This is a genomic window from Caulobacter sp. P4_E5 (assembly GCF_056401555.1).
On record NZ_JBFUJD010000062.1, the window covers coordinates 12,083 to 34,381 of the forward strand.

The following is a 22,299-nucleotide window of genomic DNA, read 5'->3' on the forward strand; positions in this document are numbered from 1 at the left end:
CCTTAGGCCAGCTTTCGACGACCCAGGCGCTGGCCGGCCATCGCGACGAGGCCCAGGCTTTCCTTTAGGATGCCGCGCCCGGTCGACGAGGCTAGCAGCGCGCTCGCCACGCCGAGATATGAGACGGCGGCGGCGATCGCCAGATCCAGCAGCGGCCAGCCTGTCGAGGTCAGGCGCAGGGCGGCCAGCGGGATCGCGGCGACCGCGCCGGCCGCCGCGAACGGCGCGGCTAGAGCCCAGATCTGCTTCGTGCGGACGGGGCCTTCGCGCCCGGCGTACCACCACAGGGCCGGCAATCTCAGACAGACGTCGCTGAGGGCATAGGCGGCCGCGACACCGATCGCTCCCCAGGGCAGGCCCACGACGAAAGCCGCGATGCTGGTCACAGCGTTGAACAGGCCCCAGCGGGCGAACTGGCCGGTGCGCTGCTGGCTGACGAACAGCCAGCCCAGGGTGTTGCTGAACGGCTGGGGCAGCGCCGCCAGGCCCAGCCAGGTGAAGATCGGCGCGGCCCCAGCCCACTCACGGCCCATAAGCGCCGGGATCAGCGTATCGGCCGTGAAGATCAGGAAAAGCACGCCAGGCAGCGTGATCAGCAGAATCTGCTGGGCGGTGCGGCTATAGGCTTGGCGATAGCGCTCCGGCTCGTCGACCAACCGGGACAGGATAGGGACCATGACCCGGCCGATCGGGTTGTTGATCTGTTGCAGCGGCAGCAGGAGCAGCTTGTAAGCCCGGTCGTAAAGGCCCAGCTGCGCGGCTCCCGCCACCCGGCCGATCAGCACGTTGTCCAGATTTCGGGCGAAGAAATTGGAGATGTTGAAAGTGGTGACGCCCCCACCCAGCCGCAGCATGGCGCGCACCTCGGCGAACGGCGCGGACCGGCCTGGACGCCAGCCGGTGAACAGCCAGGCGCCGACCATGCCCGCCGACATCGTCGCCGTCGTCGCCGCGAACAGGGCCCAGACACTGGGCCGCCACCAGGCGATCAGCACGGCCGTGGCCAGGCCGATGACGGCCGAGGCGCTGTCGATCATCGCCAGGGGCTTGAAGCGCATATCCCGGGCCAACAGGGCGAAGTGCTGCGACCCCAGCCCGGCGATCATCACGGTCGCCGCCAGGGCCACCGTGAGGCCGACGACCTTGGGCTCGCCATAGAACAGGCCCAGCAGAGGCGCGGTCGCGGCCAGCAGCAGGCCCAGCAGCGCCGAGACTCCCAGATTGATCCAGAACAGGCCGCTCATCTGTTCGCGGGTGATCTCGCGCGAGGTGATCACCGCTTGGGTCAGGCCCAAGTCTTGGAACACCATGACGAAGGCGGTCAGGGGCATGACCATCGCGAACAGCCCGAAATCCCCGGGGCGCAGCAGCCTTGCCAGCACCACCACGGAGACGAACTGGACGGCGACCTTCACGGCCTGGGCGGCCCCGGTGACCGCCGCGCCGCCGACCGCGCGCGATTTCAGGGCGCCGACCGGGGGGCTTGCGCGCTCGGTTTCATCATCCCGCCTTGAAGGGGCCATCTTCGCTCGCTTTTCCTTGCGGGCGCTACCCACGCCACCTCGAACCGGCTATGTTCGCAGTTGCAGCATAGGCCGCTATGGCCATGACGCGTCAAGTGAGGCGCCAATGCATTACCGATCCATCGCGGATTTGAACGCCACGATCACTCGTAACCTCAGGAAAATACCCCCCGATGTCGACCTTATCGTAGGCATACCGCGCAGCGGCCTTATTCCGGCGAACATGCTAAGCTTGGCCTTAAACTTGCCACTGGCGGATTTCGATGGCTTTCTCCAGGGCAGAATACTGGCCAAAGGTCGAACGCGGCCATTGCAAAGCTTGACTGTCGATGGGGGCGAATATCGCCGGATCCTGGTGATCGACGACAGCATCAACTCCGGCGGATCGATGCTGGAGGCGCGTCAAAAGCTGGCCGAGGCGGGTCTTTCGGACAAGGTTCTGTTCTGCGCGGCCTACGGCCTGGGGGCCGAGCATCCCGAGGCGGACATCGTCCTGGAGACCGTGCCGCGACCCCGGATGTTCCAGTGGAACGTCATGCACCACAAGTTCCTGGCCGACGCCTGCCTCGACATCGACGGGGTGCTCTGCTGCGATCCGAGCGACGTGGAAAACGATGATGGCCCTCATTACGAGGCCTTCCTGCGCGACGCCCGGCCGTTCCTGCGCCCGACCCAGAAGGTCGGCCATCTGGTGACCAGCCGGCTGGAGAAGCACCGAGCCGCGACCGAGGCATGGCTGGCCGAGGCGGGGATTGAGTATGGCAAGCTGTGGATGCTGGACCTGCCCAGCGCCGAGGAGCGCCGCCGGCTAGGAGCCCACGGCGGCTTCAAGGCCAAGGTCTATGCCGGGCTCGACGCCACCCTGTTCATCGAGAGCGAGGAGCGCCAGGCCGTCGAGATCGCGCGTCTTTCACGCAAGCCGGTGCTCAGCATCGAGACCCAGACCATCCTCTACCCGGACCGGTTGGAGGATCAGATGCGCATGCGCGAGCGGCAGGTCGCCCGCGATCGCCTGCGCGGCGCGGTGGAGACCCCGTCCTCGCGCATGACGCTCAAGCGCGTGGCCCGGCGGCTGCTGGGCCCGTCGCTGTATGGCGCCCTGGGGCGGGCGGCGCGTCCGGCCGGCCGCGCGGCCGCCAACCGACAGGAGGCCTGAAGCCACGCCACGAACGTGGAGGTCGTCACCGGGGGGGCGCTCGGTTTCGCACCAACGCCTTGGGAGCTCGACTTGATTTCGCCAACGCACAGCCCGGCGCCGCCGCTGCCGGTCAGCATCATCGTGCCCACCTTCAACCGCGCCCGTCTGCTGGGCGAGGCGCTGGACAGCCTCGTGGCGCAGAGCCGCCCCGCCGCCGAGATTCTGGTGGTGGACGATGGCTCCGACGACGACACCGCGACGGTCGTCGAACGCTTTGGTCCCGCCGTCACCTATCTGCGGCAGGACAACAGCGGCAAGGCCGTGGCGCTCAATCTGGGCCTGTCGCGGGCGAGCCAGGACGCCGTCTGGATCTTCGACGACGACGACATCGCCACGCCCGACGCGCTGGAGCGGCTCTATGCGCCCCTGGCCGCCGACCCCGACCTCGATTTCACCTACGGCCTTTGCGACAAGTTCGAGGGGGAGTGGCCGTCGCCGCTGACCGAACCGAACACCTCCTACGAATCCGGCGATCGCGCCGCCCTCTATGTGCGGCTGATGGAGGATTTCTTCATCTGGCAGGGCTCGATGTTGGTGCGCCGGCGGTGCTACGCGGCCGTCGGCCCCTTCGACGTCAGGCTGACGCGGTCGCAGGACTACGAGATGAACCTGCGGCTGACCCGGCGCTTCCGGGGGCGAGGCCTGTCGTTCGTGGCCTTCCACCAGCGGCATCATGCCGGCGTGCGGGGCCCGCGCGCGGCCAGCGTCGGGGCCGACAAGGTGGAAGCCGCTTGGCGCAAGTTCAACCAGGTCATCTTCCGCGACCTACACGCCAGCCATGACCTGATGGAATTCTATATCGAGGCTGATCCCGCCATCGATCCTCGCCGCAAACGCCTGACGGCCCTGCTGCAGCGCGCCTGCATCATGGCGCGCAAGGGTCTGTGGGATCTGGCGGAGGCCGACATGGTCGAGGCGGCGGAGCTCAGCGCCCGACTGCAGGTCGCGACGCTGAACGAGCAGGAGATCGCGGCCCTGCGGCGGGTGTTCCAGAGCGGCGCCCGCTCGACCTTCTCCAACTCGGACGAAGCGTCGGCCTTCTTCGCCACGATCAGGATGTTCGCCAATCGCCGACAGGCCTCACAGATCGCCGGCAACCTGCTGTTGCCGGTCTCGCACCGGCTCCGCAAGCTGTTGACCGAGAAGACGAGCCAGGCCGAGGTCGGACAGGTTCTGCTGCTGCTCTCGCACCTGCTGCGGCCCGGCTATCTGGCTGAATACTGGAAGGCGCGGGGCCGGCGATTGTTCATGTACCGGGTCACGCCGCTGGGGTGCGAGGCTCCCGCGTGAAGGTCGCCTATTTCGTCCATGATCTCGACGACGCGGCGGTGCGCCGTCGCGTGCGCATGCTGCGCGCCGGCGGCTGTGAGGTGGCCGTGCTGGGATTTCGCCGCGCCGACGCGCCGATCGACCAGGTCGAGGGCATTCCCGCCATCGATCTGGGCCAGACCCACAACGCCCAGCTTGCCCAGCGCGCGGGGGCGGTGGCGGTCAATCTCCTCAAGGCCGGTCGCCTGAAGGCCCAGGTCGCGGACGCGGACGTGGTGCTGGCGCGCAATCTGGAATGCCTGGCCCTCGCCGCCTGGGCTCGCGCGCTCCACGCGCCGGGCGCGAGCCTGGTCTATGAATGCCTCGACATCCACCGGACCCTGTTGGGAACGGGGCTCAAGTCCAAGGTCCTGCGCGCCGTCGAGCGGGGTCTGCTGACCCGCTGCGCCCAGGTGATCGTCAGTTCTCCGGCCTTCGTCGAGCGCTATTTCGCGCCCCGGCAGGAGTGTCGCGCGCCCGTCCTGCTGGTCGAGAACAAGGTGCTGACGGACGTGGCCGCCCCCGCGCGACCGGACTTGGACGCCGCGTCGGCCGGACCGCCCTGGCGCATCGGGTGGTTTGGCATGATCCGCTGCCGCAAAAGCCTGGACCTGCTGACCCGGTTGGTCGAACGCGCCGACGGACTGATCGAGGTGGTGATCCGCGGCCGGCCGTCCTACGACATCCTGAGCGACTTCGACGCGGTGGTTGACCGCACGCCGGGCCTGCGGTTTGGCGGCCCCTATCGGTCCGAAGAGCTTCCGGACCTCTATCGCGGCGTGCATTTCACCTGGGCGGTCGACTATTTCGAAGAGGGGCTCAACTCCTCGTGGCTGCTGCCCAATCGCCTCTATGAGGGCGGCCTGAACGGCGTGCCGGCCATCGCGCTGGGCGAGGTGGAGACCGGCCGCTGGCTGGCGCGGCGCGGCGCCGGGGTGCTGATTTCTGATCCGGAACGGGAGCTGCCGGCCTTCTTCGAGGGGCTGACCGTGGACGACTACATCCGTCGGCGACGCGCGACCTCGGCCATTCCACTCTCCGACCTGGTGGCGGATTGGGCCGATTGCCGCCGCCTAGTGACCAGCCTGGGAGGCGCGCGCTGATGGCCGTCGACGGACGTGATGTACTGGTCGTGGTTCCCTGCCTCAACGAGGCGGCGAACCTGGAGAGCCTCCTGGATCAACTGCTGGCGGATGCCGCGGCCCGCGAGGCGCTGATCGTCGTGGCCGACGGCGGCAGCACGGACGCCAGCGTGTCGATCGTCGAGGCGGTCGCCGCCCGGGAACCGCGCGTGCGCTTGCTGGCCAATCCCGACCGCATTCAAAGCGCGGCGATCAACCTGGCCGTCGCGCGGTTCGGCGGAGATCGCCGCTGGCTGATCCGCATCGACGCCCATGCCGGCTATCCGCGGGCCTATGTCTCGCGCCTGGTCGCCACGGCCGAGGCGATGGGCGCGGTCTCGGTGGTGACGCCCATGCGCACGGTGGGGCGAGGCTGCTTCCAGAAGGCCGCCGCGGCCGCCCAGAACTCCAAGCTCGGAACCGGCGGCGCGGCCCATCGCAGCGGCGCAGGAGGCGGCTGGGTGGACCACGGCCACCACGCCCTCATGTCGATCGAGGCCTTCCAGGGCGCGGGCGGCTACGACGAGGGGTTCAGCCACAACGAGGACGCCGAACTGGACTTGCGGCTCGCCCAGGGGGGCGGGCGGATCTGGATGGCGGCCGACCTCGCCATCGATTACCACCCCCGCTCGGACCCGGGATCGCTGTTTCGGCAGTACCTCAACTACGGCCGGGGCCGGGCCAAGACGGTGGCGCGTCATCGGACCCCGCTGAAGGTCCKCCAGCTGGCGCCGCTGGCCGTCGCGCCGGCCGTCTTGGCGGCGGTTCTGGCGACGCCCCTGGCGGCGCTGACGCCGTGGGCCCTGGCGGCGACGTTGCCGGCCCTGGCCTGGGCCTTGCTATGCCTGGCGGGCGGCGCGCTGATCGGCTGGCGGGCCAGGGATCGATGCGCCTTCGGCTCGGGCCTGGCGGCGATGCTCATGCATCTGGGCTGGTCCGTGGGCTATTGGCGGTGGCGGATCACGGGTCAGACCCCGCCGCGCCGGCTGCCCTTCGCGGCGGCCAACGTCGTTGGCTGAATCGCTCGACGATGATGGCCCCGGCCAACGGCAACCGCGCCAACAACGCCGGACTCAGATCTCCGCCAGCTGGGCCAGGTAGGCGTTCAGCACGTCGCGCTGCAGGATCAGGAACGCGAACTTGCCCTGCCGGCAAATGCGGATCAGGCCGGCGGTCTCGAGTTCCTTCATGTGGTGCGAGAAGGTGGCGGCGCTGACCGTCACGTGCTGGGCGACGTCGCCGCAGGGGGTCGGCTCGCTGTTGGCGCCGATCTCCCTGAGGATCTGACGCCGGCGCGGCTCGGCCAGGGCCTTGGCGATCAGGTTGATCTGCCTTTCGTCAAGGACAACAGGGGCGTCGAGGCTGGGGCGCGGCGCGTCTTCCATGTGCTTCATATGCGATGGGGAAGGCGCGGAGGCAAATTCACAAGAAACCTGTCATCAAAACTGTCATCCCGGACGAGCGCAGCGAAGATCCGGGACCGCGGCAAGCTCAGCGCTTCCGGCGGTCCCGGCTCGGCGCGCTTCGCGCTTGGCCGGGATGACAGCTTTTGTGGTTCCGAAGCTAGTGCTTCAGCATGTGCTTGATGTCGCGCATCTGGTCATGACCGGACTTCACGGACGTCCAGGCCCTTTCGATCGTCGCGCGGGTCTGGGGATCGACGTCGGTGTCCTTCAGGGCCTTCTCATATTTTGCCTTGATGAAGTCCTCGCCGGCCTCGACCTCGCTGATCACCGCCTCGTCGCCCTTGGTGACGGCGTCCTTGAGGTTCAGGAAGGCGCGGTGAGCGGCGGCCAGGGCCGTGCCCTCGTCCTTGGGATCGCCGCCCAGGCGACGGACCTCTTCCTCCAGCTCGGAGGCCACCGAGCGGCGCTCCTGGGCGCGGCGTTCGAACAGGTCCTTGTAGCGCGCGCTCTCGGCGTCCTTGGCGGCTTCGGCGTAGCCGTCGGCGCTGTCGATGGTGGTCTTGAGCAGGCCGTTGACCAGCTTGATGTGATCTTCGTTGGTGTGCATCGCGGGGCTCCGTATCGCGGGAGGGGGAGCCGGGTAACGCGGGGCGACGGTGAAGGGTTCAGCCGGTCTTGGCCGGCGAGCTCGCGCCGACATGGTCGATCCCCAGCGCTTCGCAGTGCAGCGCCTGACGGTGGCGCTCGGCGGCGCGGGCCTTCTGATCCTCGTCGCGCCGGTCGTGGCAGGCCGGACAGGACACACCCTCGACATAGAGCGACGAGGCGCGGCCTTTCGGGCTGACCGGCATCCGGCAACCTCGGCACAGGACATGGGTTCCGGGCGTCAGGCCATGGCCGACCGCCACGCGCTCGTCGAACACGAAGCATTCGCCGCGCCACAAGCTCTCCGGCGCGGGGACCTGCTCCAGATAGTCGAGGATCCCGCCCTTCAGGTGGAAGACGTCCTCGATCCCCTCGGACTTCAGGAAGGCGGTCGACTTCTCGCAGCGGATGCCGCCGGTGCAGTACATGGCGACCTTCAGCGGCGGGGCGCCGGGGCCGCGCTCGGCCTCCAGCGCCTGGCGATAGTCGCGGAACCAGGCCGGGAAGGCCGAGAAGCTGGACGTCCGGGGATCGACCGCCCGCGCGAACGACCCGACGGCGACCTCGTAGTCATTGCGGGTGTCGATCACCACCACGTCGGGATCGGCGATCAGGGCGTTCCAGTCGCGCGGCTCGACATAGGTCCCGGCGTTGGCGGCCGGGTCGAGGTCCGGTTCGCCCAGGGTTACGATCTCTTTCTTCAGCCGTACCTTCATCCGGTAGAACGGCATGCGCTCGGCCCGGGCGGTCTTGGGCTGGAGGCCTTCGCAGCCGGGCAAGGCGCGGATGTGGTCCAGCACCGCCTCGACGGCGGCGTCCTCGCCGGCGATGGTGCCGTTGATCCCCTCGCGGGCCAGCAGCAGGGTGCCCTTGACGCCCAGCCCGCAGCACAGCGCCGCTAGCGGACCCTGGATCGCCGCCGGGTCCGGAAACCGCGTGAAGCGGTAAAGCGCGGCGACGCGATAGCTAGCCAAGGTTGGTCTGTCCAAGCGCGGCCCGGGCGTCGTGCTGAATGCGAGCGACCATCGACTTCAGGCCGTTCGAACGCTGCGACGACAGGGCTTCGGACAGACCCAGCTTGTCCAGCGCGGCCTTGGCGTCGAAGGCGACGATGTCGGCGGGCGCGCGACCAGAATAGAGCCGCAGCATGATGGCCACCAGGCCGCTGACGATGTGGGCGTCGCTGTCGCCCTTGAACACCAGGGTCCCGTCGGCCTGGGGCAGGGTGACCAGCCACACCTGGCTGGCGCAGCCGCGCACCTTGTTGTCTTCCGAACGCTCGGCGTCGGTCAGCGGGGCCAGCTCTTTGCCCAGCTCAATCACGTAGCGATAGCGTTCCTCCCAGTCGCCGAGGAGCTCGAACTCGTCGGCGAGGTCATTGAGGGCGGCGTCGATGGCGCTGGTCATGGCGGGCCAATTAGGGGCCTGGCCGGTCCAAGGCAAGCGCGAGCCTATGCGGCGGGAAGTATCAGCCGCGCCAGGAAGCCCGCGCCCAAGCTGGAGGACAGCTTCAGCTGGCCGCCCATGGCCCGTGACAGCAGGTCGACGATCGGCAGGCCAAGGCCGGCGCCCTCGTGGGCCCGGGTCAGGGTCGAACCGCCCTGTTCGAACGGCTGCAGCAGGCGGGGCAGTTCGGCGCTCTCCACGCCGGGGCCTTGGTCGCGGATGGTGATCTCGATCTCGCGGCCGATCCTGGCGGCGCCGATGTGCACCACGCCCCCGGCGGGCGAGTGGGTGACGGCGTTCTGCAGCAGGTTCGACAACATGGTCCGCAGGCCTCGGCTGTCGGCGATTACCGAGGGCAGGGCGCCTTCGCCGACCACGTTGATGATGACGTCGCGGCGGGCGATCTCGCCCCGCAGGCCGTCCAGCACGTCCTCGACGGCCTCGTCCAGAGGCTCGGCGGTCATCTCGATGTCGGTGACGTGGCCTTCCAGCCGCGCCAGCTCGACGATCTGGTTGACCAGCTTCAGCAGCTTCATGCCGCTGTCGTGCACGATCTTGGCGTATTCCTGATACTGCGGATTGCCCAGCGGCCCGTACAGCTCCTGCGACAGGATCTCGGAGAAGCCGATCACGGCGTTCAGCGGGGTGCGCAGCTCATGGCTTACCATGCGCAGGAACGAGCGCTTGCGATCGTCCAGGGCCAGGCGTCGACGCTCCTGCGCGACCGCCCGGCGGTCGGCCGGGTCGGGATCCGCCAAGGCGGAGACGATCGAAGCGTCGAAGGACGCCGTTTCTGGCATTATAGGCTCCCGGACGTTCTGTCCGTGATGGCTCGAGCCCAGGAATATGCCGAAAGGCGCTTACGATTCCGTTTCCGTCCACAACGCGTCCACCAGGAAAGGTCGCTCGACGATTGTGCGGCCTTGGGGGAACGGCCGCTCCGCGTTAAGCTTTGAAGACGGTGATCCTCCCCACCGTGCTTGAAGTCGGCCCGCCTTTGGAATTCGAGACGCTTCCAGACCCGATCAAACGCCCCGCCGCACGTCCGGCTGGGTTTGATCCCGCGCACGCGTGGCGCCTGGGCTGGCTGGCGGCTGTCTGTCTGGCGGCGGCGGCGACCCTGTTCACCGACGCGGGCGGCTGGCCGGTATGGGCGGCTCTGGGCGCGGGCGCGGTCCCGGCCCTAGTAGCCTTGTTCATGACGCGCGAGGACGAACGCACCCAATCCATAATGCTGGTCCTGTGGGCCGTGGGCGGCGCGCTGGCGGCGGTGCTGACCGGCGGCGTCTCCGGCGCCATGGCCGCCTGGTGCCTGGCCCCGGTCGCCGCGGCGTCGATCCTGAACCAGCCCCGTCGCCTGGCCGAAGGCGCGGCCTTGGCCCTGATCGGCGGCTGCGTCGCGGCCTTGACCCAGCTGTCTGGCCTGGCCCCGCCGGAGCCGACCGGCCCGCTGGGCTTCGTCCTGGGCTTTCTGGCCCTGGTCACCACGGGCCTGGGCCTGGCCGCCGGCCTGCTGATCGGCCGCCGCCGCCAGGGTGCGCGCGACGACCGCCACGCCTCCGAGATCATCGGCCTGGAAACCCTGCTGGACGGCCTGCCGCACCTGGCGATCGCCATCAAGGGGCAAGGCCAGGTGACGGCCGTACGCGGCGCGCCGCCGCCGGGTGTCACCACCGTCGACCTGGTCAATCGCGGCCTGACTGGCGCGGCCGCGCCGGGCGACCGTCAGCGCCTGACCGCCGCCGTGGCGCAAGCCCACCGCGAGGGCTCGGCCAGCCTGACCTTCAATCCGGCGCTCGGCGTCGAGCGCATCGTCGCCCTGGACATGATCCGGGTGGCGCCGAACCAGCTGGTTGGGGTGCTGCGCGACGTCACCGTCGACCGCAATCGCGAGACCGCCCTCGACCAGGCCCGCGCCGACGCCGAGGCCCTGGCCTCCGGCCGCGCCCGCTTCCTGGCCAATATGAGTCACGAGCTGCGCACGCCGCTGAACGCCATCATGGGTTTTTCGGACATCATGCGCGCGCGGATGTTCGGCCCGCTCAGCGACCGCTACGCCGAATACGCCGAGCTGATCCACGAGAGCGGCGGCCACCTGCTGGACCTGATCAACGACGTGCTGGACATGTCGAAGATCGAGGCGGRGCGTTTCGAGCTGCAGCGCGGGATCTTCGACGCCCGCGAGGCGGTGCAGGCGGCCATGCGGCTGCTGCGCGTCCAGGCCGACGGCGCCGGCGTCCAGCTGCGCGGCGTGCTGCCGCCGGCCGAGCTGGAGGTCGACGCCGACCGCCGCGCCCTGAAGCAGATCGTGCTGAACCTGGTCTCCAACGCCCTGAAGTTCACGCCGCGCGGCGGACAGGTGACGGTCACGGCGCACGGCTATGACGGGGTGCTGGAGCTGATCGTCGCCGACACCGGCGTCGGCATCAGTCCCGAGGATCTGGAGCGCCTGGGTCGGCCCTACGAGCAGGCCGGCGGCGCCGAGCAGCGCGCCCGGGGCACGGGCCTGGGGCTCTCGCTGGTGCGGGCCTTCGCCAAGCTGCACGGCGGCGAGATGACCATCGAAAGCCGCCTGGGCGCGGGCACCAGCGTCTCGGTGCGCCTGCCGGTGCTGCTGGCCCCGCTGCGGTCGGTGACCCTCGAGGCCAAGCCCGAGCCCGCGGCGGAAGCCCCGCTCGCTGAAGAACCGCCGCAGCCGCCGCCCGCGATCCTGGGCGACAACATCATCGCCTTCGCGCCGCGCTAGCGTCCAAAGCAACTGTCATCCCGGACAAGCGCGTAGCGCGCAGATCCGGGACCGCCGGAAGCTCCGAGCTTGTTGCGGTCCCGGCTCTTCGCTGCCCTACGGCCGGGATGACAGGTTTTTGCGGAGCCCTACCGCAAGAACGCCCGCCCCGCCGCGAAATCCCCGACCTCGACATAGGCCTTGCGGGTCACCTCGTCGCCGCGGCCGGTGAAGGCGAATTCGACCGTCACCGCCTCGCGCGGATCCAGCTGGGTGATCGCGTCGGCCGCGGCCGCTGGGAAGCGGAAGGCCAGGCCCGTCTTGGCCCCGGTCGGCAGCAAGGTGAGCGGGGCTTCCCCGCGGGTCTCGGCGGCGAACACCAGGCTGGCGTTGCGCGGCGCGACCTTGCCGCTGAGACTCCGGCCGGCGCGAGTGTCGATATAAGGGCCGAGCGTGCGGCCGGTGTCGCGGACGATGATCCGCGCCGCATAGGGACGCTGGCCGTTGTCGAAGGTCGCCACCACGGTCAGCGCCTTGGCGTGGCCGGCCAGGCCGAACACCAGGCGGTCGCCGCCGAAGGTCGCCGGCTGCGACAGCCGCCAGACTGGAATGGTCGCCGAAACCGAGCGCTCGGCCTTCCAGGACGCCACGTCGCCCGGATAGGTCATGCTCAGCATCTGCGAATAGCCGTCGAACGCGGCCTTCACCCGCGACGCGGCCAGGGTCAGGTCCTTGGAATTGCAGGTCGCGCCCGCGGCCTTCATGCGGGCGCGCTGCTCCAGGGCCGAGACCTGGAGTTCGCTGGCGCCCGAGCGCAGGGTCGCGCCGCGCGCCTGGGCCCGCGAAGCGTCCAGCGCCGCAGAAATGGAGGGCGCGAACAGGCGGCAACGGCCGTCGGCCGCTGTCATCAGCGTGCGTTCGTAGAGCTGGTCGGCGGCGTTGGCGGCAAGCAGCGCGCTAGGCATGGCCAAGGCGGCCATCCCAATCGACACCCCGATCCATCGCGCCACGCGACCTTTCTGGTGCGTATTCGGCGTCATTTGCTCGTATGCTTCGAGACTTGAGGGGCGAGCTTTACGTCCCGTGTGGTTGCGGTTCGGTTAGCGCATGCTTCTTTCGACGGATATCTGGGTCGGCGCGCTGATCCGCCGCGCCGAGCTGGGCGGGGCTTTCGCCATGGTGGCCCGCAAGGGCGACACACGGGCCGGGGCGGTGCTGGTCAAGGTGGTCGACCGCCGGGCCGGGACCGCGCGGCTGTTCAGCGAAGCCACGCGCGGCGACGGCGAGCGCTTCTGGATGCAGCCGGTGCGGTCCGAGTTCGAGCCCGACCTGGACGCCTATGCCGAGCGCGCCGCCCGCATCGACCCCGACGTCTGGGTGGTCGAGATCGAGGACCGCGACGGCCGCCACTTCCTGACGGAGCCGGTGGAGGCTTGAACCGCATAGGGCGATCCTTGGGGACAACTCGACTCTAGAGGGCCGTTAACCCTGCTCCTAAACGCGACCTAAAGCGTGTTCGGGCCATGGTGCGCGGGCTTTCGACCCCTCCCCAGAGTTCGGCATCCGCCATGCTTTTCCTGATGAACGACGTCGTCCTGAGTTTCGACGCGACCGAGCTGACGCCGCCGATGACGCGCGACCGCTTCGCCGCGCTGTCGATCAACGCTGTCGCGGAGCTTGGCAAGGAACTGTTCGCCGAAGAGCCGCTGCTGCACCGCAAGGATCTGGAGCGGGTCCAGCGCCTGGCGGCCCTGATCGTGGCCAAGGCCCCGGAAATCAACGCGGCCCTGTTCATCGCGCCGGGCCGTGGCTGCCGCAAGGACGACGTGCAGGTGCGCTATGCGCAGCTGAGCGTGGAGATCATGGGCACGCTCATGGAGCGCCAGAAGGCCGGCGCCCTGACCAATATCGAAGCCGATCGTCAGGTCTGGCGGCGCTTGGCTGCTTAAGAGCCAGGCCGCCTAGGAGCCTGTCCGAACGGCTTAGACCAGGGTCATCATCCAACTCAGCACCACCGCCAGGACCGTGAGGCCGGCGAGGGTGAGGCCAATGCACAGCGCGCTGCCGGCGGGATGCTGCCGGTCGTGGCCGCGATGATGGTCGAGCAGGGCCATCGTTCGATTTCCTCCATCCGTCCGATGATCTGACGTCACCGGTGCGGGATAAGGGAAGCATGACTCCAAACCCATTCTTCGAATAGGGGCTTTTTGACGCATTCGCRGGCGGTGTGGCGACCGTTTGGGCGGCCATCGACTTGCTAACGGCGGGGGCGATCCTCTAGCTTCAATCTCGAGTTGTGATCTGGGGGCGTCATGGGTTTCGGATTCGGCCGCGCGGTCCTGGGCGCGGCGCTGGGGCTGGCGGTGCTGGGCGGCGGCCGGGCGCAGGCCGGGTGGCAGAAGGCCGAGAGCGCCCATTTCGTGGTCTACAGCGACGGGGGCGAAGCCAGCCTGCGCGCCTTTACCGGCAAGCTCGAGGATTTCGACGCGCTGCTGCGCCTGTTCCACGGCCGCGCCGCCGAGAGGGACGATGCGGCGCGCAAGCTGGACGTCTATCTGGTGCGCAGTCCCGACCAGCTGCGTCGAGCCTTTCCGGACGCTGGCCCCAACGTGGCGGGCRTCTATGCCGCCGACGTCAACGACATTTTCGCCGTGGCGGTCCGCAAGCAGAACGGTTTGGCCGACGACACGGTCCTGCACGAGTATGTGCACCACTTCATGCTGCAGCACTATCCGGGCGTCTATCCGGCGTGGCTGATCGAGGGCTACGCCGAGTACTTCATGACCGCCGATTTCGAGGACCGGAAGACCCTGGTCGGCGCACCCAACGGTAGCCGGGTGTCGATCCTGTTGCACGGCTCTTGGATACCGGCGCGCGACCTGCTGACCAAGCGGCTCGGTCAGCTGACCCGGCAGCAGGCCGGCGTCTACTACGGCCAAGCCTGGTTGCTGACGCACTACATGCTGTCGGGTCCCGAGCGGAAGAAGAAGCTGTCGGCCTATGTCGCCGCCACCGCCAAGGGCGAGGATCCATTGTCGGCCTGGTCCCGGACCACCGGGATCGCGGTTGAGGATCTGGACCGGATAATGCTGGTCTATCTGCGCAGCGCCATCCCGACCAAGACCCTGGTGCGGGAAGGGCGGCCCGATTTTCCGATGACGGTCACCGACCTGCCGGCTTCGGCGGGCGACCTGTTGCTCGAGAATCAATTGGCCAAACGCGCCCCGTCCAAGCCGTTGGGCGAGCGGTTACTGAAGACGGTGCGGGACGAGGCGACCAAGTATCCCGGAGATCGGCTGGCGACCCTGGCCCTCGCGCGGGCGGAAGCCGGCTATGGCGACATGGCGGTCTCGAACAGGCTGCTCGACGACTGGCTGGCGAGCCACGCCGAGGACGCCGAAGCCCTGCGCTTGGCTGGCGAAAACCGCTTGGTCGCGGCCAGGGCGGGGAACGACAAGACCTTGATCGCCGAGGCCGCCAAGCTGTTCGGCCGGGCCAACAAGGCCGCGCCGGACACCTACCAGACGCTCTACGACTTCGCGAAAACCCGGATGGGCGAGCCGGGCTATCCGAGTGACAACACCCTGAACGTGCTGGAGCTGACCGCGCAACTGGCGCCTCAGGTGCGGGAGATCAGCCTGAACGCCGGCCAAGCCTTGGCCGCGCGGGGCCGCATCGACGACGCGATCCGGATGCTGGAGCCGGTGGCCAACGATCCGCACGGCGGTAAGGCGGCCGAGGCGGCGGCGACCTTGCTCAAGACGATCCGTGAGAGAGCCAAGGCCGGCTGAACCTGGCGCTGTTTCGGGGAACGTCGTTCGGAGGCTTCATCGAACCGACGCGTCCCTGTCGCCGACCTGACAAGACCCGTCGCTAACCCGCCCTGAACTGAACAGTGCAGGTTGACGATGAAGCTTTTGTCCACGGTCGCCTGGGGCGCGCTCGCCCTGGCCCTTTCCAGCCAAGCCCAGGCCCAGCAGGTCGCGCCCGTTGCGACGTCCAATGGCGCCACCGAGGTCGACGCCGTCGTGGTCACCGGCACCCGTCGTGTCGATCGCACGGCGTTCGAGTCGACTGCCCCGGTGGACGTCGTCAGCCAGGAGGCGCTGAGGAACACGGTCTCGGACGAGATCATGGACAAGCTGGCGGCCACCACGCCGTCGTTCAACGTCCAGCGCCTGCCGGCCGCCGACGGCCAGGCCTTCGTGCGCCCCGCCACCCTGCGCGGCCTCTCGCCCGACCAGACCCTCGTTTTGGTCAACGGCAAGCGCCGCCACCGTTCGGCGGTGCTGGGTGGTCGCGGCCAGCAGGGCGTCGACCTCGCCTCGCTCGGGACCAGCGGCATCGAGCGGATCGAGGTGCTGCGCGACGGCGCCTCGGCCCAGTACGGCTCGGACGCCATCGCCGGGGTGATCAATATCATCCTGTCCGACAAGACCGGCTTCGACGGCTACGCCCAGACCGGCCGCTACTTCGCCGGCGACGGCCAGAAGACCGAGATCGGCGGACGCTACGGCGTCGCCTTCGGCAACGGCGGGAGTTTGGTCGGCGCGATCGACTACACCGACGCGGAGGCCACTTCGCGCACCCGCCAGCGCCCCGACGCCATCGCCTTCCAGGCCGCCAATCCCAGCATCAAGGTTCCAAGCCCGGTGCAGCGCTGGGGCCAGCCCGATCGTGAGGTGTGGCGCGGGTCGTTGAACCTGATCGCGCCCGTCAGCGACGCGGTCGAGGCCTACGCCTTCGCCACCTACAGCGACATGAGCGGCGTCACCGACTTCAACTGGCGCAACCCGTCGACCGACACCTCTTACCGGACCAGCCCGGCGTTCCCCGGCTGGTCGCTGAGCCAGCTGTATCCGGCCGGCTTCTCGCCGAAGTTCGGCCAGGACGAGACCAACGCCTCGGCCAATGGCGGCCTGCGCGGCGACGCCTTCGGCTGGTCGTGGGACGCCTCGGCCGGCTGGGGCCGCGACAAGGTCGACTATGTCCTGAGCAACAGCATCAACGCCTCGTTCGGACCGACCTCGCCGACCCGCTTCGACGCCGGCGCCCTGATCCAGGAGGAAAAGACCCTAAACCTGGACGCCTCGCGCCCGCTGGAATGGTCGTTCCTCGCCAAGCCGGCCAACCTGGCCATCGGCCTGGAAGCGCGCGAGGAGACCTACGAGATCGAGGCGGGCGACCGCTATTCGTGGGACGTCGGCCCCGGCGCGCCGGCCGGCCTGCCCAGCGGCTCGAACGGCTTTCCCGGTTACGCGCCCAGCCAGGCCGGGTCGTGGGACCAAACCAGCTATGCGGCCTATGTCGATCTCGATTTGCCGATCACCGACAAGTTCAACGCCGACATCGCCGTGCGCCACGAGGACTTTTCGGAGTTCGGCCAGACCACCGACGGCAAGATCGCCGCGCGCTATGCGATCACCCCGAACTTCGCCCTGCGCGGCGCGGTCTCGACCGGCTTCCGCGCCCCGACCGCCGGCCAGATCAACAACACCCGCACCTCGCAGGGTCTGAACACCACCACCCTGCTGCTGTTCACCTCGGGCCGGCTGTCGCCGATCAACCCGATCTCCGTCGCGCTGGGCGGCAAGCCGCTGGAACCCGAGGAGTCCAAGAACCTGTCGTTCGGCGCGGTGTTCCGCCAGGGCGGCTTCACCGCCTCGGTCGACTACTACCGCATCGACGTCGACAACCGCTTCGCCGTCTCGCCGAACTTCACGGTGACCCCGGCCCTGCGCGCCCAGCTGGTCGCCCAGGGCGTACCCGGCGCCGACAGCCTGACGACGGTCAGCTACTTCACCAACTCGTTCGACACCCGCACCCAGGGCGTCGACGTGGTCGGATCGTGGCGCGGCCAGGTCTGGGGCGGCAAGGCCGGCGTGACGGCGGCCTGGAACTGGAACGACACCAAGGTCACCCGCTCGAAGCTGACCGAGGTCTCGAAGCTGGCCCGCATCAACCTGGAAGATGGCCTGCCGCAGAACGCCGCCAACGTCTCCTTCGACTACGCCAAGGGCCGGTTCAGCGGCCTGCTGCGCGCCCGCTGGTCGGGGGAGTGGACCGACGCCCAGGCCAACGGGGCCGCCGACCTGATCCAGGCCTTCGGCGGCCGCACCCTGGTCGACCTGTCGGTCAGCGCCGAGTTGACCTCGGCGATCAAGCTGACGGTCGGGGCCGAGAACCTGTTCGACACCTATCCGGCCGAGGCGACGTTCCAGGCCTCGCGCGGCCTGATCTATTCGCGCAACGCCCCGTACGACACCGATGGCGGCCTCTGGTACGCCCGGGTGTCGGCCAAGTTCTGACGCGGAGGCGGCGCGGGGCTTTCGCCGCGCGCCGCGCCTTGTCAGCGGTCATTCTCTACGCCTAATCTCAATTCAAGATTGCGCGTACGGGGAGAGCGTCGTGAGGGTTTGGCGGGTAGCGGTCGCGGCGGCGGCCGTCCTCATGACGACGGCCGCCCCGGCCTGGGCCGAATGGCGGCGCGCCGAGAGCGACCACTTCATCGTCTACGGCCGCAGCGAACGGTCGGTGCGCGAATACGCCTCGATGCTGGAGGATTTCGACGCCCTGCTGCGCCGGCTGCATGGCCGGCCCAAGGACGAGACGATCCTGATCAAGCTGCCGGTCTATCTGGTCGCGGACATCGGCCAGCTGCGCCGCGTCGTCCCGCAAGCGCGCGACAACACGGCGGGGATCTATATTCCCGCGCCGACCGAGGTCTTCGCCGTAGCGGTTCGCGGCGGCTCCAGCGCTGAGAACGACCAGAACCGCGGCGACGACACGGTGATGCACGAATATGTGCACCACTTCATGCTGCGCTATTATCCCAGCGCCTATCCGGCCTGGCTCGTGGAAGGCTACGCCGAATATTACATGACCGCCGACCTGGGATCCCAGCGGCTGGTCGTTGGCGGCTACAACAAGGGCCGGGCCTACAGCCTGACCGCGCCCGGCATGACCTGGGTCCCGATGGGCGACCTGCTGAGCAAGCGGCCGGCTGAACTGGGCAAGTGGGAGACCCTCAGCTACTACGCCGAGGCTTGGCTGCTGACCCACTACATCCTGTCGGATCCCGACCGCCGCAAGAAGCTGGGCCCCTATCTGGAGGCGGTGCGCGGCGGCCAAAAGCCGCCCGAGGCCTGGCGGGCGGTCTATGGCGACGACATGGAAGGGCTGCGCAAGAAACTGCAGACCTATATGGATCACCCGCTGCCGGCTGGCGCTCTGCCCCGGACGACGCCGGTCGAGGCGCCGATGACGGTGACCGTGCTGCCGCCGTCCGCGGACGCCCTGTTGCTGGAAGGGCAAAGGCTGAAGCTGGGCGTGCCCAAGGACGACCAGCCCAAGGTGCTGGAAGCGATCCGGACGGCGACGGCCAGATATCCCGACGACCGCTTCGCCAAGCTTATCCGCGCCCAGGCCGAGACCCAGTTCGGCGATCGCGCCGCCGGCGAGGCGGCCTTGAATGCGCTGCTGACCGCCGATCCCAAGGACAAGGACGCCCTGGTGGCGCTGGGCGAAAGCCGGCTGATGGCGGCCGAGGCGGACGAGGCCCACCGCAAGGAAATCCTCGGCGAGGCCGGCAAGGCTTTCGCCCGCGCCTTCAAGGTCGATCCCGAGGATCCGCGCGTGCTGCACGGCTATGCCGAGGCCAGGCGGTTGGAGCCCCTGAACGAGAACATGGTCAATATCCGGCTGCGGGCCATGCTGCTGGCCCCTCAGGTCGGCCATCTGCGTCTGGACGCTGGCAAGGCGCTGGTTGCGACCAAGGACTTCGAAACCGCCCGCGTCGTCCTGCGCCCCTTGGCCGGGAGTCCGCACGGCGGTCCTGAGGCGGACGCAGCCCAGGCCATGCTCAAGGCGATGCCCGAAGACAAGTCCGCCGCCAAGACGGCCAGCGGAACGACGGAGAAGGCGCCCGCCGAGGGTGACAAAAAGAGCTGATGGGGCTAGTCCCCGCCCATGAGCACTTCCCCCGCCGCTGAAGCCGCCCGTCGGCGCACCTTCGCCATCATCAGCCACCCCGACGCCGGCAAGACGACCCTGACCGAGAACCTGCTGCTGGCCGGCGGGGCGATCCGGGCGGCCGGCGCGGTGCGCGCTCGCGGCCAGACGCGGCGCACCCAGTCGGACTGGATGAAGATCGAGCGCGAGCGCGGCATCTCGGTTTCGGCGTCGGTGATGACGTTCGACCACGACGGCCTGATGTTCAACCTGCTGGACACGCCGGGCCACGAGGACTTCTCGGAAGACACCTATCGCACCCTGACGGCCGCCGACGCGGCGATCATGGTGCTGGACGCCGCCAAGGGCATCGAGCCCCAGACCCTGAAGCTGTTCGAGGTCTGCCGCCTGCGCGACATCCCGATCATCACCTTCATCAACAAGATGGACCGCGAGGCCCAGGATCCGTTCGAGCTGCTGGACGAGGTGTCGTCCAAGCTGGCCCTGGACCCGGCCCCGCTGTACTGGCCGGCCGGCTCAGGCGGACGCTTCAAGGGCATGCTGGACCTGCGCGGCCAGAAGTTCATCCCCTACGCCAAAAAGAGCTCGACCGACGAGGAGGGGCATCCCGATCCCGTCGCCATCAACTCCAACGCGGTGGTCCAGTACCTGACCCCCGAGGAGCGGGCCGAGGTCGAGGAGGGCGCCCTGCTGGTGTCCGAGGCCAGCAAGCCGTTCGACGTCCAGAGCTTCCTGGAAGGCCACATGACGCCGGTGTTCTTCGGCTCGGCCCTGCGCCATTTCGGCGTCTCCGAACTGCTGGGCGGCATTGGCAGCTACGCCCCGCCGCCGCATCCGGCCAAGGTGACCAAGGCCGGCGCCGAGACCCATGTCGCCCCGGGCGACAACGAGGTGTCGGGCTTCGTGTTCAAGGTCCAGGCGAACATGGACCCCAACCACCGCGACCGCATCGCCTTCCTGCGCCTGACCAGCGGCCGCTTCACGCGCGGCATGAAGCTGAAGGCCCAGAACACCGGCAAGGCCATGAGCGTCAACGCGCCGATCATGTTCTTCGCGTCCGACCGCGAGCTGGCCGAGGACGCCTTCGCCGGCGACGTGATCGGCATCCCCAACCATGGCGTCCTGCGGGTGGGCGACAGCCTGTCCGAAACCGGGACCTTGCGCTTCGCCGGCCTGCCCAACTTCGCCCCGGAAATCCTGCGCCGCGTGCGGGTCAAGGATCCGCTGAAGGCCAAGCACCTGAAGAAGGCGCTGGAAGGCCTGGCCGAGGAGGGCGTCACCCAGCTGTTCCGCCCGGTGATCGGCAGCGACTTCATCGTCGGCGCCGTTGGCCAGCTGCAGTTCGAGGTCATGGCCGACCGCCTGGCCAACGAATACCAGCTGGAGTGCATCTTCGAGGCCAGCCCCTATGCCGAGGCCCGCTGGCTGTCGGGCGAGCGCGCCGACGTCGAGGACTTCGTCGACAAGCACAAGTCGGCCATGGGCCAGGACATCGACGAGGCCCCGGTGTTCCTGGGCAAGTCGTCCTGGGAGATCGGCTACGTCGCCGAGCGCTACCCGAAAGTGCGCTTCGAGCGGACCAAGGAACGGGCGTAGGCGAAATTACGCCGCGAGGGCGTCTACACGATGCGTGAGGCGGTCCCAAGGGCGGGCGACATCGGCCAGCTTCGTGTGGTGCTCGGTAGCGGTGTAGATCCAGGCGCCGAATACTTCGAGTTCGGCATAGTTGAAGCCCAGAACACCAATTTGGGCTTGTTCTCCAGCCATGACCGCGCGGTGATAGGCGTCGATGTCCGCATCCGCCGGGATCGTTCCCGTACTGCGCAAGGAGAAGAGCAGGTCGCGGAAAATCTTCTGCTTCGGACTGTGCAGCCGCAGGATGAATGGATCGATTTCCGCCGGTGTCGCCGACGCGCGGTACGCCTTGAAAAGCAGCTCCGACAGCGCGAGGGGACCGGCATAGTCAAAGAACTTGGTCACAAGGACGAGGACGAACTGATCGACAGCACTGTCAAATGCCCAAAAAAGGGCGTCGGGATTCAATCCAAGTTTGCGAAGGGCGGCAAGGTAGTCGGCTCCGGCGTCGTAGCGTGCTAGGCCAAGATCGTTCTGATCCATGTTACGACTCCTTTCTCGCCAAACGCAGCCTTTACCCAGGCCCTCGCGACTTTCCTGGGCATCGGATTGGGATCATAGCCCTGATTGCGATCCCAAGCCAAAACAACGTGCCAGCTGGGAGCCTCGGGGTCCCCTGCCGACAACGACACCCTGGCGATCCGCAAGAGGCCATGAAGATCGTGGGTATAGAGTTCCGGGTTTACGGCCTTGCTTGGCCATATGTTGAACCGTTCTCGCCTCATAATGAGGGCCTTGAGCGCGCATTCGACAGCGAGGCCTACATGGAAAAGGGCCTGGGACGCGGCGACCYTGTCTTCGCATATTCGCTTGGCGGCAATCTCGTGCATCTGGGCTAGCCTGAGCCAATCGTCGATGGTCTGAGGGCTGTCCACGAAGCTAGGCTATCTGGCTGCCTCAATTTTATCAACTATGGCGTGTCTAATGGCCCATCCTCTCGCCATCGGCCTGGTGGCCCACGACGACAAGAAGGCCGCCCTGGTCGACTGGGCCTTGGCTCACGCGGACTTCCTGAAGGACAAGGCGCTGTTCGCCACCGGCACCACCGGCGGCCGGATCCTGGAGGCGCTGCCCAAGCTCAATCTGGTGCGGCTGAAGAGCGGGCCGCTGGGCGGCGACCAGCAGCTGGGCGCGATGATCGCCGAGGACCGGCTGGACGTGCTGATCTTCTTCGTCGATCCGCTGTCGCCGCAGCCGCACGACGTCGACGTCAAGGCGCTGATCCGCCTGGCGACCCTGGCCAACATCCCGTTCGCCTGCAACCCGGCGACCGCGGACCTGATCGTGGCCTGCCGGGATTGACGTTATCTTCCTCCCCCTC

General features: G+C 68.3%; 22 protein-coding genes. 13 read left to right on the forward strand and 9 right to left on the reverse strand.

Going from position 1 to position 22,299, the window contains the following annotated elements:
* Positions 1 to 2: 2 nt before the first annotated feature.
* Positions 3 to 1,523, reverse strand: a complete 1,521-nt coding sequence (locus AC1DSO_RS17640) for a lipopolysaccharide biosynthesis protein (RefSeq protein ID WP_477070064.1) — start codon at positions 1,521 to 1,523, stop codon at positions 3 to 5.
* A gap of 106 nt (positions 1,524 to 1,629) precedes the next feature.
* Between AC1DSO_RS17640 and AC1DSO_RS17645 the strand changes: the two genes are divergently transcribed.
* The 4 genes from AC1DSO_RS17645 to AC1DSO_RS17660 all read left to right on the forward strand — a co-directional run bounded on the left by AC1DSO_RS17645 (position 1,630) and on the right by AC1DSO_RS17660 (position 6,169).
* The gene (locus AC1DSO_RS17645; protein WP_477070065.1) at positions 1,630 to 2,679 is read left to right on the forward strand and encodes a phosphoribosyltransferase; all 1,050 of its coding nucleotides are present in this window, start codon (positions 1,630 to 1,632) and stop codon (positions 2,677 to 2,679) included.
* A gap of 72 nt (positions 2,680 to 2,751) precedes the next feature.
* Positions 2,752 to 4,011: a glycosyltransferase family 2 protein gene (locus AC1DSO_RS17650; protein ID WP_477070066.1), complete on the forward strand. Its 1,260-nt coding sequence runs from the start codon at positions 2,752 to 2,754 to the stop codon at positions 4,009 to 4,011.
* The gene (locus tag AC1DSO_RS17655; protein WP_477070067.1) at positions 4,008 to 5,132 is read left to right on the forward strand and encodes a glycosyltransferase; all 1,125 of its coding nucleotides are present in this window, start codon (positions 4,008 to 4,010) and stop codon (positions 5,130 to 5,132) included. The genes AC1DSO_RS17650 and AC1DSO_RS17655 overlap by 4 nt, the downstream gene beginning before the upstream one ends.
* Positions 5,132 to 6,169, forward strand: coding sequence for a glycosyltransferase family 2 protein (locus AC1DSO_RS17660; protein WP_477070068.1), 1,038 nt, complete (start codon positions 5,132 to 5,134; stop codon positions 6,167 to 6,169). Before AC1DSO_RS17655 ends, AC1DSO_RS17660 begins: the two co-directional genes overlap by 1 nt.
* A gap of 54 nt (positions 6,170 to 6,223) precedes the next feature.
* Here AC1DSO_RS17660 and AC1DSO_RS17665 read toward each other — a convergent pair whose 3' ends face one another.
* From AC1DSO_RS17665 to AC1DSO_RS17685, 5 genes are all read right to left on the reverse strand, one after another.
* Complete coding sequence (locus AC1DSO_RS17665) at positions 6,224 to 6,544, reverse strand: ArsR/SmtB family transcription factor (protein WP_477070069.1); 321 nt, start codon at positions 6,542 to 6,544, stop codon at positions 6,224 to 6,226.
* A gap of 169 nt (positions 6,545 to 6,713) precedes the next feature.
* A complete protein-coding gene (locus AC1DSO_RS17670) occupies positions 6,714 to 7,163 on the reverse strand; it encodes a PA2169 family four-helix-bundle protein (protein ID WP_477070070.1) in 450 nt (149 codons plus the stop codon).
* A gap of 58 nt (positions 7,164 to 7,221) precedes the next feature.
* The gene (gene trhO / locus AC1DSO_RS17675; RefSeq protein WP_477070071.1) at positions 7,222 to 8,175 is read right to left on the reverse strand and encodes an oxygen-dependent tRNA uridine(34) hydroxylase TrhO; all 954 of its coding nucleotides are present in this window, start codon (positions 8,173 to 8,175) and stop codon (positions 7,222 to 7,224) included.
* A complete protein-coding gene (locus AC1DSO_RS17680) occupies positions 8,168 to 8,608 on the reverse strand; it encodes a SufE family protein (RefSeq protein WP_477070072.1) in 441 nt (146 codons plus the stop codon). Before AC1DSO_RS17680 ends, trhO begins: the two co-directional genes overlap by 8 nt.
* Positions 8,609 to 8,652: 44 nt before the next feature.
* Positions 8,653 to 9,447 (reverse strand): sensor histidine kinase, encoded by a 795-nt coding sequence (locus AC1DSO_RS17685; RefSeq protein ID WP_477070073.1) that lies wholly within the window; start codon positions 9,445 to 9,447, stop codon positions 8,653 to 8,655.
* Positions 9,448 to 9,644: 197 nt separating this feature from the next.
* Between AC1DSO_RS17685 and divJ the strand changes: the two genes are divergently transcribed.
* Positions 9,645 to 11,393 carry a cell cycle sensor histidine kinase DivJ gene (divJ, locus tag AC1DSO_RS17690; protein ID WP_477070085.1) on the forward strand — a complete coding sequence of 583 codons (1,749 nt, stop codon included), beginning with the start codon at positions 9,645 to 9,647 and terminating at the stop codon, positions 11,391 to 11,393.
* A 128-nt stretch (positions 11,394 to 11,521) separates the two neighbouring features.
* On the opposite strand, the gene AC1DSO_RS17695 is transcribed toward divJ, so the two are convergent.
* Positions 11,522 to 12,412, reverse strand: coding sequence for a hypothetical protein (locus AC1DSO_RS17695; RefSeq protein WP_477070074.1), 891 nt, complete (start codon positions 12,410 to 12,412; stop codon positions 11,522 to 11,524).
* A gap of 67 nt (positions 12,413 to 12,479) precedes the next feature.
* On the opposite strand from AC1DSO_RS17695, the gene AC1DSO_RS17700 reads away from it, so the two are divergent.
* Positions 12,480 to 12,809 carry a DUF1491 family protein gene (locus AC1DSO_RS17700; protein ID WP_047407202.1) on the forward strand — a complete coding sequence of 110 codons (330 nt, stop codon included), beginning with the start codon at positions 12,480 to 12,482 and terminating at the stop codon, positions 12,807 to 12,809.
* A 131-nt stretch (positions 12,810 to 12,940) separates the two neighbouring features.
* Positions 12,941 to 13,321 (forward strand): hypothetical protein, encoded by a 381-nt coding sequence (locus AC1DSO_RS17705; RefSeq protein ID WP_477070075.1) that lies wholly within the window; start codon positions 12,941 to 12,943, stop codon positions 13,319 to 13,321.
* Positions 13,322 to 13,354: 33 nt separating this feature from the next.
* On the opposite strand, the gene AC1DSO_RS17710 is transcribed toward AC1DSO_RS17705, so the two are convergent.
* Positions 13,355 to 13,486 (reverse strand): hypothetical protein, encoded by a 132-nt coding sequence (locus AC1DSO_RS17710; protein WP_477070076.1) that lies wholly within the window; start codon positions 13,484 to 13,486, stop codon positions 13,355 to 13,357.
* A 198-nt stretch (positions 13,487 to 13,684) separates the two neighbouring features.
* Here AC1DSO_RS17710 and AC1DSO_RS17715 point away from each other — a divergent pair, with 198 nt between their 5' ends.
* The 4 genes from AC1DSO_RS17715 to AC1DSO_RS17730 all read left to right on the forward strand — a co-directional run bounded on the left by AC1DSO_RS17715 (position 13,685) and on the right by AC1DSO_RS17730 (position 20,939).
* The gene (locus AC1DSO_RS17715; RefSeq protein ID WP_477070077.1) at positions 13,685 to 15,163 is read left to right on the forward strand and encodes a DUF1570 domain-containing protein; all 1,479 of its coding nucleotides are present in this window, start codon (positions 13,685 to 13,687) and stop codon (positions 15,161 to 15,163) included.
* A gap of 117 nt (positions 15,164 to 15,280) precedes the next feature.
* Entirely contained in the window at positions 15,281 to 17,680 is a 2,400-nt protein-coding gene (locus tag AC1DSO_RS17720) for a TonB-dependent receptor plug domain-containing protein (protein ID WP_477070078.1), read from the forward strand.
* A 142-nt stretch (positions 17,681 to 17,822) separates the two neighbouring features.
* Positions 17,823 to 19,322 (forward strand): DUF1570 domain-containing protein, encoded by a 1,500-nt coding sequence (locus AC1DSO_RS17725; RefSeq protein WP_477070079.1) that lies wholly within the window; start codon positions 17,823 to 17,825, stop codon positions 19,320 to 19,322.
* A gap of 18 nt (positions 19,323 to 19,340) precedes the next feature.
* A complete protein-coding gene (locus AC1DSO_RS17730; protein ID WP_477070080.1) occupies positions 19,341 to 20,939 on the forward strand; it encodes a peptide chain release factor 3 in 1,599 nt (532 codons plus the stop codon).
* 6 nt (positions 20,940 to 20,945) lie between these two features.
* On the opposite strand, the gene AC1DSO_RS17735 is transcribed toward AC1DSO_RS17730, so the two are convergent.
* Positions 20,946 to 21,461 carry a hypothetical protein gene (locus tag AC1DSO_RS17735; protein WP_477070081.1) on the reverse strand — a complete coding sequence of 172 codons (516 nt, stop codon included), beginning with the start codon at positions 21,459 to 21,461 and terminating at the stop codon, positions 20,946 to 20,948.
* 170 nt (positions 21,462 to 21,631) lie between these two features.
* Here AC1DSO_RS17735 and AC1DSO_RS17740 point away from each other — a divergent pair, with 170 nt between their 5' ends.
* Positions 21,632 to 21,817 carry a hypothetical protein gene (locus AC1DSO_RS17740; RefSeq protein ID WP_477070082.1) on the forward strand — a complete coding sequence of 62 codons (186 nt, stop codon included), beginning with the start codon at positions 21,632 to 21,634 and terminating at the stop codon, positions 21,815 to 21,817.
* Between the two features lie 85 nt (positions 21,818 to 21,902).
* Positions 21,903 to 22,280: a methylglyoxal synthase gene (locus AC1DSO_RS17745; protein WP_477070083.1), complete on the forward strand. Its 378-nt coding sequence runs from the start codon at positions 21,903 to 21,905 to the stop codon at positions 22,278 to 22,280.
* The last annotated feature ends 19 nt before the right edge of the window (positions 22,281 to 22,299 follow it).